Here is a 20,066-nt window from a genome sequence, read left to right as displayed (position 1 = left end):
CTCTCCGACTCCACCCCGCCATGAAGCCCACGCTGCTGATCCTGACCCAGGTCGCCACCCACCACCGCGACGCCATTGCCGAACGATTCGAGATCCTCTACGCGCCCGACGCCGAAGGCCGCGCAGCGCAGATCGCCACGCAGGGCGAACGCATCCGCGCGGTACTGACCATCGGCTCCACCGGCCTGACCGCGGCGGAGATCGACGCGATGCCGGCACTGGAACTGGTGTGCGCGCTGGGCGCGGGCTTCGAGAACATCGCCGTGGCCCACGCCCGCGCGCGCGGCATCGCCGTGGCCAACGGCGCCGGCACCAACGACAGCTGCGTGGCCGACCACGCCTTCGCACTGCTGCTGGCGACCGTGCGCGCCGTGCCGCAGCTGGACGCGGCCACGCGCGCCGGTACCTGGCGCACCGCGCTGCCGCTGCGGCCCAATGTCTCGGGCAAGCGGCTGGGGATCGTAGGGCTGGGCACCATCGGCCGGCGTATTGCCCGGCGCGGCGAAGGCTTCGACCTCGAGATCGGCTATCACAACCGCAAGCCGCGCGAAGATGCGGGGTACCGGTACTTCGACAGTATCGGTGCGCTGGCCGCGTGGGCGGACTACCTGGTGATCGCCACACCGGGCGGGGCGGGTACGCGGCACCTGGTCGATGCAAGCGTGCTGGCGGCGCTGGGGCCGGCCGGGTTCCTCGTCAATATCGCGCGCGGCAGCGTGGTGGATACCGAGGCGCTGGCTTCCGCACTGCGCGCTGGCAAGCTTGGCGGGGCCGGGCTGGATGTCTATGAGAGCGAGCCGGCGCCGCCGGTCGCGTTGTTCGACTGTCCTAACGTCGTGCTGACCCCGCATGTGGCCGGCTGGTCGCCGGAGGCCATCACGGCGTCCGTGACGCAGTTCCTGGAGAATGCGCGGCGGCATTTTGCGGGGGAGGGGGTATTGACGCCGGTGGGGTGAGGAGGAAGGTTTTGCATTGGCCAACGGTACGCCGTCGCTCGACAACAGCCCAACCTGCAGCTAAGACCTACCCGGCCCCAAACACCACCCTAACCCGCAACCCCGGCCCCGCATCCTCCAGCACCACCCGCGCCCCATGCGACTGGGCAATCTCCGCCACGATGGCCAGCCCCAGCCCGCTGCCGCCGGTCGGCGCATCGGCCACCCGATAGAACCGGTCAAACACGCGCGCGCGCTCTTCAGCGGGGATCCCCGGCCCGTTGTCGCTGACGACCAGTTCAACGGCGCGCCCATCGGCGCTGCGACCCACCAGCACATCGATACGGCTTCCGGCAGGGATATAAGCCAGGGCGTTATCCAGCAGGTTGGTCAGCAGGATGCGCAACGCATCCACATCACCACGCACCACCGCCGGCGAGGTGTCCTTGCTGCCGTCCAGCCCAAGGTCGATATTGCGATCCAGCGCTGCCTGCGCCATGTCCGCGACCACGCTTGCGGCCAGTTGGTGCAGCTCCACCGGTTCGTGCCGGGGCATGGCTGCGCCCGGCTCCTGCCGTGCCAGCGTCAACAGCTGGGTGACCAGGTGGGTCAGCCGCTCCAGCCCCTGGCGCAGCTTGCCGATGGCTTCGTCACGCGCTGCGCCGTTCTCAGCCCGCTCCACCAGCTGTGCCTGCAGCTGCAGCGCTGCCAGCGGCGTGCGCAGGGCGTGCGCGGCGTCGGCGACGAAGGCGCGCTGGGTGTCGATGGCGTGCGAGAGCCGCGCCAGCAGCTGGTTCAGCGCCGCGCTCAGCGGAGCGATCTCGTCCGGCATCTGGCGCACGGCCAGTGGCGCCAGCGTGTTGGCGTCGCGCGCGCGCACCTCGGTGGCGATTTCGCGCAGCGGGCGCAGGCCGCGCCCCACCGCCATCCACACCAGCCAGCCCAGCAGCGGCAACAACAGCAACAGCGGCGCCACGGTGCGCAGCGCCATGCGCGCGGCCAGCGTGCGCCGTGCGCTCATCGGCTGCGCGATCTGCACCACGGTGGGCCCGAGCTGCATGCTGTACAGGCGCCATTCGCCCTGCTGCGTAGTCACGTTGGAAAAGCCCAGCTCCGCGCGCGCGGGCAGCGCCGGGTGCGAATGCGACAGGTACAGGCTGCGGCCGGAGCCGTCCCAGATGTGGATGACCACATCCTCGTCGGCGTGCGTCAGGTCGCCGGGCGAGCCCAGAAAAGGCGGCGCCACCGGGTCGGCAAACTGGCTGGGCAATGCCGCGGCCATCTGCTTCATCTGGTAGTCGAACAGCGCATTGGCTTCCTGCCGTGCCTGCCCGTAGATCAGCGCCGTGGCGACGGCGATGCCGGCAAGCAGGCCCGCGGCCAGCCACCACAGCAGGGTTCGCTGGATGGAGCGCATCAGGGGGTGTCTCCTTCGCCCGCGGATGCTGCATCCCCATCGAGGCGCGGCACCACATAGCCCACGCCGCGGATATTGCGGATCAGCGCCGCGCCGAACTTCTTGCGCAGCGCGTGGATATAGACCTCGACGGTATTGCTGCCGACTTCGTCGTCCCAGCCGTACAGCCGCTCCTGCAGCTGCGGCACCGACCAGACCTTGCCGGGCCGCGCCATCAGCGCGGACAGCAGCGCGAACTCGCGCGCCGACAGCCGCACCGGCTCGCCGTGGTGGGTGGCCTCGCGGGTAGTGGGGTTGAGCACGATGTCACCGTAGCTGACCAGCGGTTCCGCCCGGCCGGCAGCGCGGCGCGCCAGCGCGTGCATGCGCGCCGCCAGTTCCTGCAGGTCAAAGGGCTTGACCAGGTAATCATCGGCGCCGGCATTGAGCCCCGCGACACGGTCCGCGACGGCATCGCGCGCGGTCAGGATCAGCACCGGCGTCGGCACGCCGCGCGCGCGCAAGCTGCGCAGCACGTCGAGGCCCGGGCGCCGCGGCAGGCCGAGGTCGAGCAGGATCAGGTCATAGCATGCCTGGCCGTGCTGCGCGGTGCTGGCCGCCGCCAGGCCCGCGTCGCCGTCGCGCACCCAGTCGACGGTAAAGCCATCCTGGCGCAGCGCCAGCTTGACGCTGTCGCCGATCATGGCGTCGTCTTCCACCAGCAGCACGCGCATGGCTATGCGTTCCGGCCGCGGCCGTCGAGCTGCTCGGCCAGTGCGCGCGCCAGTCCCGGCAGCGCGGGGTGGCTGGCGGTGATGACGTGGACCGGCACGGCCTCCAGCCAGCCGCGCATGCGGCCCTTGGCGACAAAGCGCTCGGCAAAGGCCGAGGCCTGCAGCGCCGGCACGAAGCGCGGCAGGATGCCGCCGCCCAGGTAGACCCCGCCACGCGCGCCCAGCACCAGGGCGATGTCGGCCGCAACCGAGCCGAGCAGGCCGAAGAACACCGCCATGGCGCGCTGGCACAGCGGGTCGTGGCGCTCGAAGGCGCCGATGGTGACCTGCTCCGGCAGCAGCGGCGCGAGCAAAAGCGTACCCGTTTCTGCGGCCAGCGCGGCATGGATATGCGACAGGCCGCTGCCGCACAGGAGCCGCTCCGCCGACACCCGGCCGACGTTGCGATGGGCGGCGCGCCAGGCGATCCATTCGTCGTCAGTGTCGGGCATCAGCTCGATATGGCCGCCTTCGCCGGCCAGCGCCACGGCTGCTCCGCCCGGCGCCGGCACCAGGCCGGAAACGCCCAGCCCGGTGCCCGGCCCGACCAGCGCGAGCGGCGCGGTGCGCACCGCGGTGCCGGCACGCACGGGCACCAGCCCGTCGGCAGGCAGGTGCGGCAGGGCCAGCGCCAGCGCGGTGAAGTCGTTGATGGCCACCAGCGTCTGCAGGCCGAGCGCGCGCCGCATGCCGTCGATCGAGAACGACCAGTTGTGGTTGGTGAGCCGGACCTGGTCGCCGGTCACCGGGTTGGCCAGGCCGATCGCCGCGTGGCGCGGCACCGGCTTGCCCGACGCGGCAAGTCCGTCGAGGTATTGGCGCAGGGCCGCCTCGAGCGACGGGAAATCGGCCACCTTCAGCGCGGTCACCGGGCCGATCCGCATTGGTGCGGTTTCCAGTGCAAAGCGCACGTTGGTGCCGCCCACATCGCCGAGCAGGCGGGGGAAGTCAGCGCAGGAGGATGCAGTGGTGGCCATGGCGTCGGGTATCGCTCCGCTTGGGAATCAGTCTGTCAGGTCTTGAACACGTCAAGCCCGTGCCGGTGCCGTGACAGCACCAGGCTGACCGGCAACGACGGCGCAGGTCCCTGCAACGCGCGTTCGAGCACCTCGGCCTTGGCCGCGCCCGACACTGACAGGAACACGCGCTCGGCGGCCAGCAGCGCCGCCAGGTTGAGCGTGATGCGGGCATGCGGCGCGGCTGACGGGTGCGTGATCACGTAGCCGGGCTGCGGCTCGCTCAGCGCGCCCTGCAGTTCGGGCGCATCCGGGAACAGCGAGGCGGTATGGCCGTCCTCGCCCATGCCCAGCACCACCACGTCGGGCTGGCGGAATCCGCTGTTGGCCCGCGCCACCGCCTGTGCCGGCGCGGCAACATCCTGCGCATCGGCAATCAGCGGTACGAAGGCGGCGCTGGCAGCGGCCTCGCGCAGCAGGTGCGCGCGCACCAGGGCGGCGTTGCTGTCCGCGTCCTCGGGCGGCACCACGCGCTCGTCGACCAGCGTGATGGTCACCGCTTCCCAGCGCACGTGCCGGTGGCGCAGCCGCTCGAACATCGCCACGGGCGAGCGTCCGCCCGAGACCGCCAGCACCGCCCAGCCCTTGACGCGGATGGCCAGCTCCAGCGCATTGCCGATGGAGATGGCCAGCGCCTCGGCCTGGTCCATCGGGGTGGGATGTTCAAACACGCGCATGATGGTTTCCTTTGCGATTCTGCGGGCGCATGGCTCAGGCTTCCTCGTGCCACAGCCCGCCGTCGCGCGACATCAGCGCCGACGACGCGGCCGGTCCCCAGGTGCCGGCGGTATAGGGCTTGGGCGGCACGGTGCTGGCCTCCCAGGTGTCGATGATGGGTTCGACCCAGCGCCAGGCCTGCACTTGTTCATCGCGGCGCACGAACAGGCCCAGCCGGCCGCGGATCACGTCGAGCAGCAGCCGTTCGTAGGCGCCGGCGCGGCGCACCTTGAACGAGTTGGCAAAGTCCAGGTCGAGCGAGGTCGGCGTCAGCTCCAGCGTGTCGCCAGGCTGCTTGACCAGGCAGTACAGGCGGATGCTCTCTTCCGGCTGCAGCTGGATCACCAGCCGGTTCTGCGGCGACAGCGTCAGCGGCCGCGGGAAGATCGCGTGCGGCACGTCGCGGAAATGGATCACGATCTCGGCCACGCGGGACTGCATGCGCTTGCCGGTGCGCAGGTAGAACGGCACCCCTTCCCAGCGCCAGTTGGCGATCTCGGCCTTGATCGCGACAAAGGTCTCGGTGCGGCTGTCGGGCGCGATGCCCGCTTCCTCCAGGTAGCCCGGCACCGGCTTGCCGCCGATGGCACCGGAGCGGTACTGGCCGCGCACGGTCTTCTCGGCCACGTCCTGCGGCGTGATCGGCTTGAGCGCCTTCAGGATCTTGATCTTCTCGTCGCGGATGGCATCTTCGCTGAGGCTGGCCGGCGGCTCCATCGCCACCATGCACAAGAGCTGCAGCAAATGGTTCTGCACCATGTCTCGCAGCGCGCCGGTGCGGTCGTAGAAGTCGCCGCGCGTTTCCACGCCGAGTTCTTCGGCGATGGTGATCTGCACGTCCTGCACCCACTCGCGCCGCCACAGCGGCTCGAACAGCGCGTTGCCGAAGCGGATCGCCATCAGGTTCTGCACCGACTCCTTGCCGAGGTAATGGTCGATGCGGTAGATCTGCTCTTCGGCGAAGAACTTCGCCACTGCCGAGTTGATCGCCTCGTTGGATTCGAGGTCATGCCCCAGTGGTTTTTCCAGCACGATGCGCACGTTGGGCGCCTGGCGCGTGTTCAGGCCGGTGCGTGCCAGCTGCTCGCAGATCGACACGAACAGGTGCGGCGCGGTGGCGAGATAGCACACCACCACGTCAGGCTTGCGCGCCAGCACCTGCTCCGCGAGCGTATCGAAATGCGCAGGCACGCGTGCGTCGGCCTGCACGTAGACAATGCGCGCACAGAACTTGTCCCATGACTCGGGCGGCGCATGGGCCAGCCCGGGGCGCACGGTCTGCTCCAGCGAGGCGAGGTAGTCCGCGGTCGAGAGCGGCTGGCTGCCGGTGGCAAGGATGCGTGCGGCCGGGTGCAACAGGCCGGCGTGGTGGGCATCGAACAGGGACGGCAGCAGCTTGCGCCGCGCCAGGTCGCCGGTGCCGCCGAACAGCACCATGTCGAAATCAGGCATGCTCACCCTGGACTCCTTTAGCGATTTGAAGACCCGCCATGGAAGGCGCGCGTTGTGGCCAGTTTACGTGACTCGCCAGCGCTTGGCGAGGCGCAGGCCGCGGCACTTGCGTGGCAAAGGCATGACCGGAGCGCGAAGCGTACCCGTTTCTGCGTGCGCTGCGCAGTGGATCGTGCGGTACGCGGCAAAGTGCGCTAGGCTGAAAGCTCCCCCGCAGGAGAACCCCATGCCACGTCATCCAGTGCTAGAGCGGGTCACCGCCCGCATCGTCTCCCGCAGCGCCGCCTCGCGCCAGGCGTACCTTGACCGCACCCGCGCCATGGCCGGGCAGAAGGTCGAACGCGCGCAGCTTTCCTGTACCAACCTGGCCCATGCGGTGGCTGCCATGCCGGACGCCGCGAAGATCCGGCTGAAGGCCGACGAGCGGCCAAACCTGGCGATCGTCTCGGCCTACAACGACATGCTGTCGGCGCACCAGCCGCTGGCGGCTTTCCCCCAGTGGCTCAAGGAAGCGGCGCTCGAGGCCGGCGGCACCGCGCAGTTTGCCGGCGGCACGCCCGCGATGTGCGACGGCGTCACGCAGGGCCAGGACGGCATGGACCTGTCGCTGTTCTCGCGCGATGTGATTGCGCTGGCCACGGCGGTGGCGCTGTCGCACCAGATGTTCGATGCCGCGCTGTACCTGGGCGTGTGCGACAAGATCGTGCCCGGGCTGGTGATGGGCGCGCTGTCGTTCGGCCACCTGCCGGCCGTGTTCGTGCCGGGCGGTCCGATGACCACCGGCATCAGCAACGACGAAAAGGCGCACACGCGCCAGCTCTACGCCGAAGGCAAGATCGGCCGCAAGGAGCTGCTCGAGGCCGAGACCCGCTCCTACCACGGCCCCGGCACCTGCACCTTCTACGGCACCGCCAATTCCAACCAGATGCTGATGGAAATGATGGGCCTGCACCTGCCGGGCACGGCCTTCGTCAACCCCAACACACCGCTGCGCGAGGCGCTCACGCGCGAGGCCGCGCGCCAGGCGCTGAAGCTGGTGCACGGCGGCGAGCGCTATACGCCGGTGGCCGAGGTGCTGGACGAGCGCGCCTTCGTCAACGGCATCGTCGGGCTGCTGGCCACCGGCGGCTCTACCAACCACACGCTGCACCTGATCGCGATGGCGCGCGTGGCCGGCATCGTGCTGGGCTGGGACGACTTTGACGAGCTCTCGGCCGTGGTGCCACTGCTGGCGCGCGTGTACCCGAACGGTAAGGCCGACGTGAACCAGTTCCAGGCCGCAGGCGGGCTGCCCGTGGTGATCCGCGGGCTGCTGTCGCTGGGCCTGGTGCATGACGACGTGACCACCATCGTCGGCCGCGGGCTGCAGGACTACACGCGCGAACCCGTGCTGCGCGACGGCAAGCTGACCTGGATCGACGGCCCGGCCGCGCCGCTCGACGACAGCATCGTGCGCGCCGCCGACGCGCCCTTTGCGCCGGACGGCGGCATCAAGGTGCTGGACGGCAGGCTGGGCCGCGCGGTGATCAAGACCTCGGCGGTCAAGGCCGAGCACCAGGTGGTGGAGGCACCGGCGATCGTGTTCGAGCATCAGGACGATGTGCTGCACGCATTCAAGCGCGGCGAGCTGGAGCGCGACTTCGTTGCGGTGCTGCCGTGGCAGGGCCCGGCCTCGTGCGGCATGCCCGAGCTGCACAAGCTCACGCCCACGCTGACGGTGCTGCAGGACCGCGGCTTCCATGTGGCGCTGGTGACCGACGGGCGCATGTCGGGCGCTTCGGGCAAGGTGCCGGCAGCTATTCACGTCTGCCCCGAGGCGCTGCACGGGGGCGCGATCGGGCGCGTGCGCAGCGGCGACATGATGCGCGTGGATGCGCCCGCGGGCGTGCTCGAGGTGCTGGTGCCGGACGACGAATGGCAGGCGCGCGCGCCTGCCCGTCCGGACCTCAGCGCCAATCGCCACGGCGTGGGCCGCGACCTGTTCGCCACCTTCCGCCGCCATGTCAGCACCGCGGAAAGCGGCGCCTGCACGCTGTTTTCCGACGAGGGCGACGACAACAATAACGCACCTGTGCTCGGCTAGCCCAGGTGCTGCACCGGCTGGCGCGGAGCCGCGCCGGCCGGGTGCGGCGCGCTCGCCGATGGCGCGCTGTCGGCCACCTTCACCGCACCCGGCACCGAGGCGGCGCCCGGCACGTGCAATTCCTGGATCGGCACCGCTAGCTTGCTGCCGGCTTGTTCCAGCACATGCTTGATGCGCTCGTAGAACGCGAAACGCACGTTCCAGTAGTCGTCGTTCGAGGTCCAGTAGCGCACGTTCAGCGTGATGCCCTGCTGCGTGTAGTTGACCACCATGGTCTCGGGCCTGGGTTCGGCCAGCAGGCGCGGCTCGCGCGCGAGCATCGCGCGCAGCGCTTCCAGGCTGCGCTGCACATCGCTGTCGAAGGTCACCGTGGCCTCGATGTCAGCGCGCCGCGTGGCGTTCTCGCTGTAGTTGGTGATGGCGCTGCCCCACAGCTTGCCGTTAGGCACGCGCAGGCAGACGCCATCGAAGGTGGTCAGCTCGGTCATGAAGAGGCCGGTCTCGCGCACGGTGCCGGCCACCCCCTGCGCATCGATGTACTGGCCGACGCGGAACGGCCGCAGCAGCACCAGCATGATGCCGGCGGCAATGTTCTGCAGCGTGCCCTGCAGCGCCAGCCCGATGGCCAGGCCCGCGGCGCCCAGCATGGCGATGATGCTGGCGGTCTGCACCCCGAACTGCGACAGCACCAGCACGATGGTCAGCACGCGCACCATCCATTGCAGAGCGTTGGCCAGCAGCGGGCGCATGGTCTCGTCCACGTGCGTGCCGCTGAGCGCGCGCCGGGCGCCCCGGGCCACGCGGGCCGACAGCCACCAGCCGGCCATCAGGATCAGGATGGCTGCCAGGCAGTTCATTCCCTGGTTGATGGCGAACTGGACCAGGTAGGTCCAGCCCGCCTCCAGCTTGTTGGCATCGATGAAGTTCAGGTCCATGGGAGCGGCTCCGTTTGCGCTTGTTATGGAGGAGACAGGCGGTGCTGCGTACCCGTTTCTGCGTGCGGCAGCGGGCTGCCAGATCGCCCCCAGGCGCCTGGCGGGAAACTTCCCGCTTGACAGATTTCCGTACGTTGCCAGCGCGATGTCAGAGGATCACCGACAATGCCGGCACGGCAATACAGTGAAGGGGACAAGCAAGGCGGGATTTGGTTTCCGGCGATTGCGTCACGCGGTTGCGTGCAGGCGCGCCAGCCCTTGTGCAATCAGGGCTGGCGGCGGATCAGAAAAATCCGAGCGAGGGAGGAACCAGGGGCAGCCAGGCCAGGCACGGCGCGGCGGGCCAGCTGTGCGGCACAACTTTCAGCGACGAAAGTTGGCGAATAGGGGTCGGCGATAGCGCCATCCGGGCATCGACAGGGACGCAGAAACGGGTACGCTCCCTGCCCTGCCCCGGCAATGGGTCAGGCCGGATGATCGTGCAGCCGGTCGCGCGCGGCCAGCGCAGGGAAGAACCGCATCCACAGCGCCACCACCAGCAGCGTGCCGACGCCGCCCAGGATCACCGCGCCCACCGGGCCCAGCAATGCCGCGGTGACGCCGGACTCGAACTCGCCCAGCTGGTTCGAGGCGCCGATAAACACCGAATTGACGGCGCCCACGCGCCCGCGCATGTCGTCCGGGGTGTCGAGCTGGACCAGCGTGGAGCGCACCACCACGCTGATCATGTCCGAGGCGCCCAGCACCACCAGCGCCACCATCGACAACGGCAGCCAGGTCGACACGCCGAACACCACGGTAGCCACCCCGAACAGCGCCACCGCGCCGAACATGATGCGCCCGGCGCGCCGGTTCAGCGGATGGCGCGCCAGCCACAGCGCCATCACCAGTGCGCCGACTGCAGGCGACGAACGCAGCAGCCCCAGGCCCCACGGCCCGGTGTGCAGGATGTCGCGCGCGTAGATCGGAAGCAGCGCCACGGCGCCGCCCAGCAGCACCGCGAACAGGTCCAGCGAAATCGCGCCCAGCAGCACCGGGCGGCTGCGGATATAGGCAAACCCCGCAAACACCGTGCGCACGCTGACCGGCGCGGTCAGGCGCTGCGCGGCCTGGCGCAGCGTGATGCCGCTGACCAGCACGGCGGCAATGGCAAAGAGCGTGGCACTCAGCCCATAGACCACGCCCGGCCCGGCCACGTAGGCAAAGCCACCAATGGCCGGGCCGATGATGATGGCGGCCTGCCCGGCGGAACTGGCCAGCGCCACCGCGCGCGGCAACTGGCGCGGTGTCACCACGCTGGGCAGCAGCGCCTGCAGCGTGGGGGTCTCGAACGCGCGCGTGGCGCCGATCAGCGCGACAAAGACAAAGATGTGATGGCTGTCGATCCAGCCGCTCAGGCTGGCCACAGCCATGCCGGCGGCCAGCAGCGCCTCGATCGCCTGGCAGGTGCGCACGATGCGGCGCCGGTCGAAGCGGTCGGCCACGTGCCCTGACATCAGGATCAGCACCACCGACGGCAGGAACTGCACCAGCCCGACCATGCCGAGCATCAGCGGGTCGCGGGTCAGGTCATACATCTGCCAGCCTACCGCCACCGTAAAGATCTGGTAGCCAATCGTGGTGTACAGGCGTGCGAACCAGTAACGGCGGAAAACGGCGTCGCCGAAGACGCTGTCCGGCGCGGCGGCCGGGACGGTGGCAGGGGAGGACATGAATGCAGGAGGGAGGCGAAGATTGCTGTGCACCGCCCAGCGCCGCCGTGCCGTTGAGGACGCCACGCCAGGCTTTGCAGTGCACAAAGGCAAGATTCTAAAGCGCCTGCTGAATACCTGCATACAGATGCCCACACGCGCACACGGGTTCAGGGAAATGTCGGCAATTCACCTCTTTATGGTGTCCGAATGTCTGCACATTGATGCACAGAAACCACAATGCACCGGCGCCGGGTGCTGGCCGTCTCGCTTCTGAGAATCACTCGCATTTATAATCGCGGCCCATTGGCGCGGCCGCCCACGACGTCCCTCTCTGGCTTGCGGAACGCGCTGCTTTTCAGGAATCTCATCTTGCAGCCCGCTTTCCGCCTTTCCGGGGGTGCCATCGGCGCCGCCCTGCTGTTCGCCCAGCTTGCCGCCCTGCCCGCCCACGCCGCTGATCCTGCCCCAGCTGCAACACCCGCCGCCAACCCCGAAGCCACGCTGAACACCGTCACCGTGGTCGGCAACTGGCTGGAAAACGCCAACGAGGCCAAGGTGCTGGAGCATCCCGGCGCGCGTACCATCGTCGACCGCGAGACCTTCCAGGAAGCCGGCGCCAACAATGTGCGCGAGGTGCTGCGCCGCATCCCCGGCGTGCAGGTGCAGGAGAACAACGGCACCGGCGGCAGCGATGTCTCGCTCAACGTGGGCGTGCGCGGGCTGACCTCGCGCCTGTCGCCGCGCTCGACCATCCTGATGGACGGCGTGCCGCTGGCAGTGGCGCCCTACGGCCAGCCGCAGCTGTCGATGGCGCCGCTGTCGCTGGGCAACCTGGAAACCATCGATGTGGTGCGCGGCGCCGGCTCGGTGCGCTACGGCCCGCAGAACGTGGGCGGCATCATCAACTTCGTGACGCGCCCGATACCGAAGACCTTCGCGGCGGATGCGTCGGTGTCGACCGACATCTACAGCCACGGCGGCAGCGTCAAGACCAACCCGACCGCATTCATCGGCGGCACCAACGACAACGGCCTGGGCGGCGCGCTGCTGTACTCGGGCATCCATGGCAACGGCTATCGCGAGAGCAACGACCACGTCAATATCGACGACCTGATGCTCAAGGGCGCGTACCGGATCTCGAAGACCGATGAACTGAGCGCGGCCTTCCACTACTACGAGGGCAGGGCCGGCATGCCCGGCGGCCTGACTTCGGCCCAGTATGCGGCCGACCCGTTCCAGTCGGTGCGACCCTACGACAATTTCGACGGCCGCCGCAGCGACTTCAGCCTGAAGTACAGCCACAACGACAATAACCGCAAGTTCGAGGTGCTGACGTACTACACCGACAGCTTCCGCGGCAGCAACATCGAGCAGCAAGGCACCGGCACGCAGGCCAACCTGCGCCGCCTGACCGCGGCCCCGCGCAACTACCACACGTTCGCGATCGAGCCGCGCTACTCGCAGCTGTTCCGCGGCGAGAGCATGAGCCACGAGGTCAGCGTCGGCTACCGCTTCCTGCGCGAAGCCAGCGACGAGAAGGCATCGCGCACGGTGTTCTACACCCCGGGCACCATCGACCCGACCACGCTGCGTTCGCCGGTGTACCAGTCGCGCACGGGCGGCACCACCGCCAATGCGGTCTACATTGACGACACCATCAACGTCGGCAGCTGGACCATCACGCCGGGCCTGCGCTATGAGTTCATCCGATCGTACGTGACCGACAACTTCACCGGCGCTCGCAACGACGTCTCGTCCAACGAGCCGCTGCCATCGCTGGCGGTGATGTACCACGTCAGCGACCAGTGGAAGCTGTTCGCCAATGCCGGCGTCTCGTTCGGCCCGCTGCAGTACTTCCAGATCGCGCAGACCACCAACGGCCTGACGCCCGAGAAGGCCAAGACGTATGAGGTCGGCACGCACTTCAACGCCAACGGCTGGGGCGGCGAGCTGACGCTGTTCAATATCGACTTCGACGACGAGCTGCAGCTGCGCGGCGGCACCGGCGGCGCGCCGGATGCGTGGACCAACCTCGGCGCTACCACCCACCGTGGCGTGGAATCGTCGCTGCGCTATGACTTCGGCGCGCTCGACAAGTCGCTGGCCGGCCTGTCGGCATACGCGACCTACACCTTCACCGAAGCCACCTACAACCAGGGCAACTTCGCCGGGCGCGACCTGCCGTTCTATTCGCGCCACGTGGCCACCGTAGGCATGCGTTATGCGCGCAACCGCTGGGCGCTCAATGTCGATGGCTTCGCGCAGTCAAAGCAGCGTTCGCCGGGCGATCCGAGCACGTCGACCAACTACCAGACGGCGGAAAGCGCAAACGGTGCGCTGGGCGATATCCCGGGTTATGCGCTGCTGAACATGCGGCTGGGCTATGACTTCGGCAAGTCGGCGCAGAATCTGAAGGTGGCGGTTGGGGTGAAGAACGTGTTCGATAAGCGCTATTTCACGCGCTCGACCGACAACAATGCGGGCAAGTATGTGGGGATGCCGCGGACGTTCTATATCCAGGCGTCGTTGGCGTATTGAGGCGAAATCAGGGGGGTGCTCCCCTCAGGTAGCAAAACGGTCGCAACTGAACTGCACCCCATCCAATCTTTGGGGTGTTTTTCATGACGAAGTACGACGAGGCATTCAAGCGCAAGGTAGTTCAGGAGTATTTGTCTGGGGGGATTGGGATCCGGGCACTGAGTCAGAAGCATGGGATACAACGGGGAGATCATCGCTTGGCAAACCAGTGAACGACCTGACTTCGCACTGATCCAGAAGATGCTCGACAAGGCATTGCAAAGACTGCGGCCGGGGGAATCCCCTTTGCTGCACTCGGATCAGGGCTGGGCGTACCAAATGGCGGCGTATCGCCACAAACTGGCCGCACGAGGCTTGCATCAGAGCATGTCTCGCAAGGGCAATTGCCTGGACAACGCGGCCATGGAGAGCTTCTTCGGCACGCTCAAGTCAGAGTGCTTCCGGCTTGAGCGTTTCGCCGATCTCGACCAACTGCGCAAAGGCATAGCCGAATACATCCGGTACTACAATCACGACCGCATCAAGCTCAAACTAAAAGGGCTGAGCCCCGTGCAATACAGGACTCAGCCCTTGGCGGCCTAACTTACCCGTCCAACTTTACGGGGTCAGTTCAAACTGCGAGCCGTTTTGTTTTTGCAGCTTTAGTACGCGATCAAACGATCTCGCGCGTCTCCATGAACTGCAGCTCCGGGAACCGCTCCTGGGTCAGCCGCAGGTTCACCATGCTCGGCGCCAGATAGACATGGTCGCCCGCGCCATCGAGCGCCACGTTATGCCCTGCCTTGGCGATCAGCTTCTCGATCTCCGCGGGCGCGCCCTTGAGCCAGCGCGCGGTCGCGCATTCATGCGATTCGAAAATGGCATCGACGCCGTACTCATGCTCGAGCCGGTGCGCGACCACGTCGAACTGCAGGATACCGACCGCGCCCAACACCAGGTCGTTGGAGGCGAGCGGGCGGAACATCTGCGTGGCGCCCTCCTCGGCCAGCTGCTGCAACCCCTTCTGCAGCTGCTTGACCTTGAGCGGGTTGTTCAGGCGCGCGCGGCGGAAAAATTCCGGCGCGAACGACGGGATGCCGGTGAACTTGAGCGGCTCGCCCTCGGTGAAGACATCGCCCAGGCGGATGGTGCCGTGGTTGGGCACACCGATGATGTCGCCGGCATAGGCTTCTTCGGTGGTGTTGCGGTCCTGCGCCATGAAGGTGATGGCGTTGTTGATCGCCACGGTCTTGCCGGCGGACACGTGCAGCAGCTTCATGCCGCGCTCGAAGCGGCCCGAGCACACGCGCACGAAGGCGATGCGGTCGCGGTGGCGCGGGTCCATATTGGCCTGGATCTTGAAGACGAAGCCGGTGAACTTGGGCTCCTGCGGCTCAACCAGGCGCGAATCCGTGTTGCGCGCCAGCGGCGGCGGCGACAGCTCGCACAGCGCATCCAGCAGCGACTGCACGCCGAAGTTGTTGATGGCCGAACCAAAGTAGACCGGGGTCTGCTTGCCGTTGAGGAACGCATCCTTGTCGAAGGTGTGCGAGGCACCGCGCACCAGCTCGATCTCGATGCGCAGCTCTTCAGCCTGGCTGCCCAGGATGCGGTCCAGCTCCGGGTTATCCAGCCCGTCGAGGATCGCGGCCGTGCCCTTCTCGCCGTGCGGATCGAACAGCTGCACCTTGTCGTCGATCAGGTGGTACACGCCGCGGAAGGCCTTGCCCATGCCGATCGGCCAGGTCATCGGCGCGCACTGGATCTGCAGCACCTCCTCGATCTCGTCGAGCAGCTCGATCGGCGAACGGCCTTCCCGGTCGAGCTTGTTGATGAAGGTGAGGATGGGCGTGTCGCGCAGGCGGCAGACGTTGAGCAGCTTGATGGTCTGCGCTTCCACGCCGTTGACCGAGTCGATCACCATCACCGCGGAGTCCACCGCGGTCAGCGTGCGGTAGGTGTCTTCAGAGAAGTCCTCGTGGCCCGGGGTGTCGAGCAGGTTGACGATGTTCTCCTGCGCCTTGCCATCGGCGGTCTCCCGGCGGTAGGGGAACTGCATCACCGACGAGGTCACCGAGATGCCGCGCTGCTTTTCCAGCTCCATCCAGTCCGAGGTGGCGTGGCGGTCGGCCTTGCGCGCGCGCACTTCGCCCGCGACCTGGATGGCGCCGCCGAACCACAGCAGCTTTTCGGTCAGGGTGGTCTTGCCCGCATCGGGGTGGGAGATGATGGCAAAGGTGCGTCGACGCGCAATTTCAGAAACGAGCGAGCTCACGGCAGCGGAGTTTGACTGGGAAATATTGGATGGCCCGGCGGGCGGCCGGGCCAGGGCCAGCAGCGCCCGCGGGCGATGGCGGGGCCGGGCTCTGCGGGCACGCGAAGGGAATGGGGCGCTATTTTACCGGTTTTGGGCACCGCTCCGGGTTTGTGGCGCCCAGGTTCGGCAAGTTATTCCGCCAGCTTCTCTGCCGGCTTGCCACGCAGGCTGCCGAACTGCAGCGCGTACTGGCGCGTCAGTTCCGCGCCGAAAAAGAAGATCTGTGCCGAGTAATACACCCATAGCATCAACGCCACCACCGAGCCCGCGGCACCGTAAGACGAGGCCACGGCGCTGTTGCCCAGGTACAGGCCGATCAGCCGCTTGCCAATCGAGAACAGCAAGGCGGTGATGACCGCGCCCATGGTGACGTCGCGCCAGGCAATGCGCGCGTTGGGCAGCATCTTGAAGATCACCGCGAACAGCGCCGTCACTACGGCAAAGGAAAAGGCTGTGGAAATCACATCGGCCACCGGCGCGAACCACGATTGCGTCCACAACTGGCCCCACAGGCGCTCAACCACGGCCAGCGCCGCATTGACGATCAGAGACACCAGCAGCATGAAGGCCAGCACCAGCACCAGGCTGAACGACAGCAGGCGCGTGCGCAGCAATTGCTGCCAGCCCGCGGTCTCGGGCACCGGCACATGCCAGATATCGTCCAGGCTGCTCTTGAGCTCGGCAAAGGCACTCGTGGCGCCCACGAACAGGATGCCCGTCGCCACCAGCGCCGCCATGCCGCTGCCGCCGGCGCGGTGCGTGGCCGCCAGGATTTCCTGGATGGCCGTGGCGCCCTGCTCGCCCACCAGGCCTTCAAGCTGCGAGAAAATCTCGCCGCGTGCGGCCTCGGCGCCGAAGAACAGGCCGGCGATCGAAATCACCAGCACCAGGATGGGCGCCAGCGAGAACAGCATGTAGAAGGAGAGCGCCGCCCCTTTGCTGGCCGCCCGATGCGCGAACCAGGAGTTGATGGCGGCGGCGACCACGCGCAGGGTGCGTGCGCCGGTATGGCGGTCCGGCAGCCAGTGCGGGCGATGCCTGCGGTGCTGTGACGCCGCGCTGCCGGCGGAAGAGGACTGGTGTTCGGTATTGTCGGTCACGGCCAGGTGCTGGCGCGATGCGCCAGGCGGATCGCGTGTGCGTTGCGCATGCCTTCGCGGCGCGGTCTGTGCGGCGAAGGCCCGTGCGTTCATCATACTGCGCATTGCGCGCTGCCCCAAGCCGGCGCACGGAGGCAACCTGCTACAGTAGGACCAGGCACACCTGCCGGCGCAACCCGTGCCTGCGCGCCGGCGCAAGGAGGCACCGTGACCTGCAACCTCCGCACGCGCCCTGCGGCCGTGCTACTGATCATCGGCATGCTGGGCTGCGTCGGCTGCGAACGCAGCCAGCCGGGCCCCAAGCCCATTTCCGGCACGGCGGCCAGCGCCACCCCGGGCGCACCCGCCACGCTCAATCCCGCCGACACACCAGCCAAGCCGGCATCGGGGCAACCACGCTGACGGCACTGCAGGCAGGCACTGACCGGGGCGTACCCGTTTCTGCGTGACGTATCGGCGGCCGGTGCAGATGTTGCCGGGCCGCTTCCGCTGCAACGCCGGTTTCAGGCGTGCAACGCGTTGCAAGTGCGCGCCTGCGAGCGTAGCGCAGCGCGTTATCCCGCACCCCGCGTACGCAACGTGCACCCGGCACCGCACCAGCGCGGCCACCACGCGCGCCGCCGCGCGCATGGCGCGTTGCAGCGGCGAAACCGATTGGTCTGCCACCGCGCTCCGGGGCCTGCCCGCACTCGCCCCGCATACCGCAAACCCGCGTGGCATAAGCCTTTGCGGCCCTTGGCACACTTGTCGCTCAGGCTGGGCAGGGGCACATGGGCCCGTGCCCATGGAATCAGCCATTGCATGCAGGAGAAAACCCAGACATGCGTCATCCGCCATCACGCATGACGGCGCGCCGGCGCTCCTACCGGCTCGCGGGTCCGCCGCCGTCGGTGGTGGACCTGCTGTCGTCGCCACTGCTGCCCCATCCGCGGGCGCGCACGCCGCCCGCCACGCCGGCCGCGCAAGGCGCTGGCTGCGCAGCGACGGCCAGGCACGGAGTTGCCAGGGCTGCCTTCCGGCGCCACGCGGGCAAGCGGCGCGCGTGACCGCAGGCAGCATCGGCAACGCAGGATGTCGCGGCAGGCTGGCGCCGCGAACGGAATGATGGCGGGTACGCGAGCCAGCGTGCCCGCGCGGATTTGGTGCTCCGTCCCCCGGCGGGCACCGTTTTTTCCACAGGGAGGCACCCGCCATGACAGCCGGAATGCTTGCCGCCACGGTGCTGGCGGTGTTCTCAACCAGCGCCGCGGCGGCAAGCTACGCCTGGTTCGACCGCCCCGAAGCGGCCAGCGCCGACAGCCACGCGGCGGTCAGCAATGATGTTTATGTGCGCGGCTTTGGCTGGGCCTGGGGGGAACTGCAGCTATCGCCGGACACGCCGTCCGGTGCCGCCGCGCCAACGCCAGGGCGGCAAGCGCGCGACAAGCCGGAGCGCGGCGCGATCGTGCCGTGGCGCCAGCATGACGAGAACGGGCCGCCGCGCCAGCCGCGCGGCAAGCTCAGCATGAACCTTGCCGCCGAGCCGCTGGATGCGGCCAGCGGCGAGTCCGGGGCCAGGCAGCCCCTTGCGGTGGTGCGCTGACGTGCCGACGGGCACGAGGAAAGGCGGAGCCGGCGAGCGGACGTCGCCTGTTCCCCTTTCCTGCGGCGCCTGGGATTGCGTCCGGCCTCCGGCAACCTGCGCCGGCTTGCCGCTTACTCGCCCGCCGTCGCCTGGCTCTCCACGCGGATGTTGTGCTTGTGCATGAGCCGGTACAGCGTCACGCGCGAGACATTGAGTTCGCGCGCGGCCGGCACCACGTGAAAGCCGTGGCTGGCCATCACGGTGCGGATGGCCTCGCGCTCGGCTTCTTCGCGGATCGCGTCGAGGGTCTTGCGCGGCAGCTCCGCCCCGCCGTGCAGCTGCAGGTCTTCGGCGGTGATCTTGCGGTTGTCGGTCATCACGATGGCGCGGCGCACGCGGTTGATCAGTTCGCGCACGTTGCCCGGCCATGCGTACTGCATCATTGCCTGCGTTGCGCAGGCCGAGAACCCGCGAATGCGCCGGTGCGCCTCGTGCCCGTGCTCGGCCAGCACCGCGTTGGCCAGCTGCAGGATGTCCTCGCCGCGCTCGCGCAGCGCCGGGATGGTCAGCGTCAGCACGCACAGCCGGTGGAACAGGTCGGAACGGAAGCGCCCGTCGGCCTGTGCCGCCACCAGGTCCACGTGCGTGGCCGAGATGATGCGCAGGTTCAGCGGGATCGACTGGTGCCCGCCCAGGCGGGTGATCATGCCCTGCTGCAGGAAACGCAGCAGCGCCACCTGGCTTTCCAGCGGCAGATCGCCGATCTCGTCCAGGAACAGCGTGCCGCCCTGCGCCTGCTCGATCCAGCCGATCTTGCGCTGGTTGGCGCCGGTGAACGCGCCCTTCTCATACCCGAACAGCTCGGACTGCACCAGGTGCGAGGGAATCGCACCGCAGTTGATGGCGATAAACGGTCCCTTGCGCCGGCTCGAGGCATCGTGGATCGCCTGCGCGGCGAGTTCCTTGCCGGTGCCGGACTCTCCGGAAATGAACACCGGTGCTTCGTTGTGCGCCACCTTGGCCAGCGAGCGGAACATCGCCCGCATCGCCGCGCACTCGCCGATCATGGTGCCGCGCGAGGCGGTCTCCTGCGGGCGCGCGCCGTGCAGCGACGCCATGCCCTGCGCATGCTTGAGCGTGTAGAGCAATTCAGGCATCGAGAACGGCATGCGCACGTAGTCGACGCAGTAGTCGCGGATCAGCCGGCGCGCGCGCTCCTGCGCCAGCATTTCATCGGAGGTGATGGCCACCCATGTAATGTGCAGGTACTGCAGTGCCTGTTCGAGTTGCGCGAACTCGGCATCGCTGTAGTCGGACTGCAGGTCGATCACGCCTGCCATGGGTGGGCAGGCCCGCACCACGCGTTCAAGGTCGCGAATCTGCTGGACCCGGCGGATTTCCCATCCCGCGGCTGTGCCAGACGGGTCAAAACCAAAATCTTCATGACGCGACACGACCACGATCTGTGCAGTGCGTGACGCCTTGCACAGTCGGTCCATCACGATCTCCCGGACGTTAGGCTTGTTCTTGGTTCGGGCACCCGTGTCCGCCGTGGGGGGGGGGGGGG

The 20,066-nt window shown here is 68.1% G+C and carries 16 protein-coding genes and 1 pseudogene; 7 read left to right on the top strand and 10 right to left on the bottom strand.

Going from position 1 to position 20,066, the window contains the following annotated elements:
* Positions 1-20: 20 nt before the first annotated feature.
* On the top strand, positions 21-956 hold the full coding sequence (locus AC3WON_RS28075; RefSeq protein WP_456805867.1) for a 2-hydroxyacid dehydrogenase: 936 nt from the start codon (positions 21-23) through the stop codon (positions 954-956).
* 67 nt (positions 957-1,023) lie between these two features.
* Here the strand turns inward: AC3WON_RS28075 and AC3WON_RS28070 are convergent, their stop codons facing one another.
* Genes AC3WON_RS28070 through zwf form a run of 5 tightly spaced genes read right to left on the bottom strand, consistent with a single transcriptional unit; the run spans position 1,024 to position 6,289 of the window.
* Entirely contained in the window at positions 1,024-2,352 is a 1,329-nt protein-coding gene (locus AC3WON_RS28070) for a sensor histidine kinase (RefSeq protein WP_492353220.1), read from the bottom strand.
* Positions 2,352-3,065: a response regulator gene (locus AC3WON_RS28065; RefSeq protein WP_492319391.1), complete on the bottom strand. Its 714-nt coding sequence runs from the start codon at positions 3,063-3,065 to the stop codon at positions 2,352-2,354. The genes AC3WON_RS28070 and AC3WON_RS28065 overlap by 1 nt, the downstream gene beginning before the upstream one ends.
* Positions 3,066-3,067: 2 nt before the next feature.
* On the bottom strand, positions 3,068-4,081 hold the full coding sequence (glk, locus tag AC3WON_RS28060; RefSeq protein ID WP_492353219.1) for a glucokinase: 1,014 nt from the start codon (positions 4,079-4,081) through the stop codon (positions 3,068-3,070).
* A 35-nt stretch (positions 4,082-4,116) separates the two neighbouring features.
* The gene (gene pgl / locus AC3WON_RS28055; protein ID WP_492353218.1) at positions 4,117-4,797 is read right to left on the bottom strand and encodes a 6-phosphogluconolactonase; all 681 of its coding nucleotides are present in this window, start codon (positions 4,795-4,797) and stop codon (positions 4,117-4,119) included.
* Positions 4,798-4,831: 34 nt separating this feature from the next.
* Positions 4,832-6,289 carry a glucose-6-phosphate dehydrogenase gene (zwf, locus tag AC3WON_RS28050; RefSeq protein ID WP_492353217.1) on the bottom strand — a complete coding sequence of 486 codons (1,458 nt, stop codon included), beginning with the start codon at positions 6,287-6,289 and terminating at the stop codon, positions 4,832-4,834.
* A gap of 226 nt (positions 6,290-6,515) precedes the next feature.
* Here zwf and edd point away from each other — a divergent pair, with 226 nt between their 5' ends.
* Positions 6,516-8,372, top strand: a complete 1,857-nt coding sequence (gene edd, locus AC3WON_RS28045) for a phosphogluconate dehydratase (protein WP_492319387.1) — start codon at positions 6,516-6,518, stop codon at positions 8,370-8,372.
* Here edd and AC3WON_RS28040 read toward each other — a convergent pair.
* Positions 8,369-9,307 (bottom strand): mechanosensitive ion channel family protein, encoded by a 939-nt coding sequence (locus tag AC3WON_RS28040; protein ID WP_058697703.1) that lies wholly within the window; start codon positions 9,305-9,307, stop codon positions 8,369-8,371. The genes edd and AC3WON_RS28040 overlap by 4 nt on opposite strands.
* Before the next feature lie 464 nt (positions 9,308-9,771).
* Entirely contained in the window at positions 9,772-11,019 is a 1,248-nt protein-coding gene (locus AC3WON_RS28035) for an MFS transporter (protein WP_492319386.1), read from the bottom strand.
* Between the two features lie 351 nt (positions 11,020-11,370).
* Here AC3WON_RS28035 and AC3WON_RS28030 point away from each other — a divergent pair, with 351 nt between their 5' ends.
* Both AC3WON_RS28030 and AC3WON_RS28025 read left to right on the top strand, forming a co-directional pair.
* Positions 11,371-13,539 carry a TonB-dependent receptor family protein gene (locus tag AC3WON_RS28030; RefSeq protein ID WP_492319385.1) on the top strand — a complete coding sequence of 723 codons (2,169 nt, stop codon included), beginning with the start codon at positions 11,371-11,373 and terminating at the stop codon, positions 13,537-13,539.
* 177 nt (positions 13,540-13,716) lie between these two features.
* Positions 13,717-14,121, top strand: a pseudogene (locus AC3WON_RS28025) (IS3 family transposase); the annotation flags it as partial.
* A gap of 70 nt (positions 14,122-14,191) precedes the next feature.
* Here the strand turns inward: AC3WON_RS28025 and AC3WON_RS28020 are convergent.
* Together AC3WON_RS28020 and AC3WON_RS28015 are read right to left on the bottom strand one after the other, a co-directional pair.
* Positions 14,192-15,793, bottom strand: a complete 1,602-nt coding sequence (locus tag AC3WON_RS28020; protein ID WP_492319384.1) for a peptide chain release factor 3 — start codon at positions 15,791-15,793, stop codon at positions 14,192-14,194.
* A 173-nt stretch (positions 15,794-15,966) separates the two neighbouring features.
* On the bottom strand, positions 15,967-17,040 hold the full coding sequence (locus tag AC3WON_RS28015) for a YihY/virulence factor BrkB family protein (RefSeq protein ID WP_492319383.1): 1,074 nt from the start codon (positions 17,038-17,040) through the stop codon (positions 15,967-15,969).
* 102 nt (positions 17,041-17,142) lie between these two features.
* Here AC3WON_RS28015 and AC3WON_RS28010 point away from each other — a divergent pair, with 102 nt between their 5' ends.
* From AC3WON_RS28010 to AC3WON_RS28000, 3 genes are all read left to right on the top strand, one after another.
* Positions 17,143-17,337: a hypothetical protein gene (locus AC3WON_RS28010; protein WP_492319382.1), complete on the top strand. Its 195-nt coding sequence runs from the start codon at positions 17,143-17,145 to the stop codon at positions 17,335-17,337.
* A 419-nt stretch (positions 17,338-17,756) separates the two neighbouring features.
* Positions 17,757-17,981: a hypothetical protein gene (locus tag AC3WON_RS28005; protein ID WP_231881471.1), complete on the top strand. Its 225-nt coding sequence runs from the start codon at positions 17,757-17,759 to the stop codon at positions 17,979-17,981.
* Positions 17,982-18,127: 146 nt separating this feature from the next.
* Positions 18,128-18,517, top strand: a complete 390-nt coding sequence (locus tag AC3WON_RS28000) for a hypothetical protein (protein WP_492319381.1) — start codon at positions 18,128-18,130, stop codon at positions 18,515-18,517.
* 113 nt (positions 18,518-18,630) lie between these two features.
* On the opposite strand, the gene AC3WON_RS27995 is transcribed toward AC3WON_RS28000, so the two are convergent.
* Positions 18,631-19,998, bottom strand: coding sequence for a sigma-54 dependent transcriptional regulator (locus AC3WON_RS27995; protein ID WP_492319380.1), 1,368 nt, complete (start codon positions 19,996-19,998; stop codon positions 18,631-18,633).
* Between the last annotated feature and the right edge of the window lie 68 nt (positions 19,999-20,066).

The sequence above is a fragment of the Cupriavidus sp. FW305-46 genome, from assembly GCF_058787075.1.
Note: the sequence above shows the minus strand (reverse complement) of the source record. Positions and strands in the feature narration are given on the sequence as shown.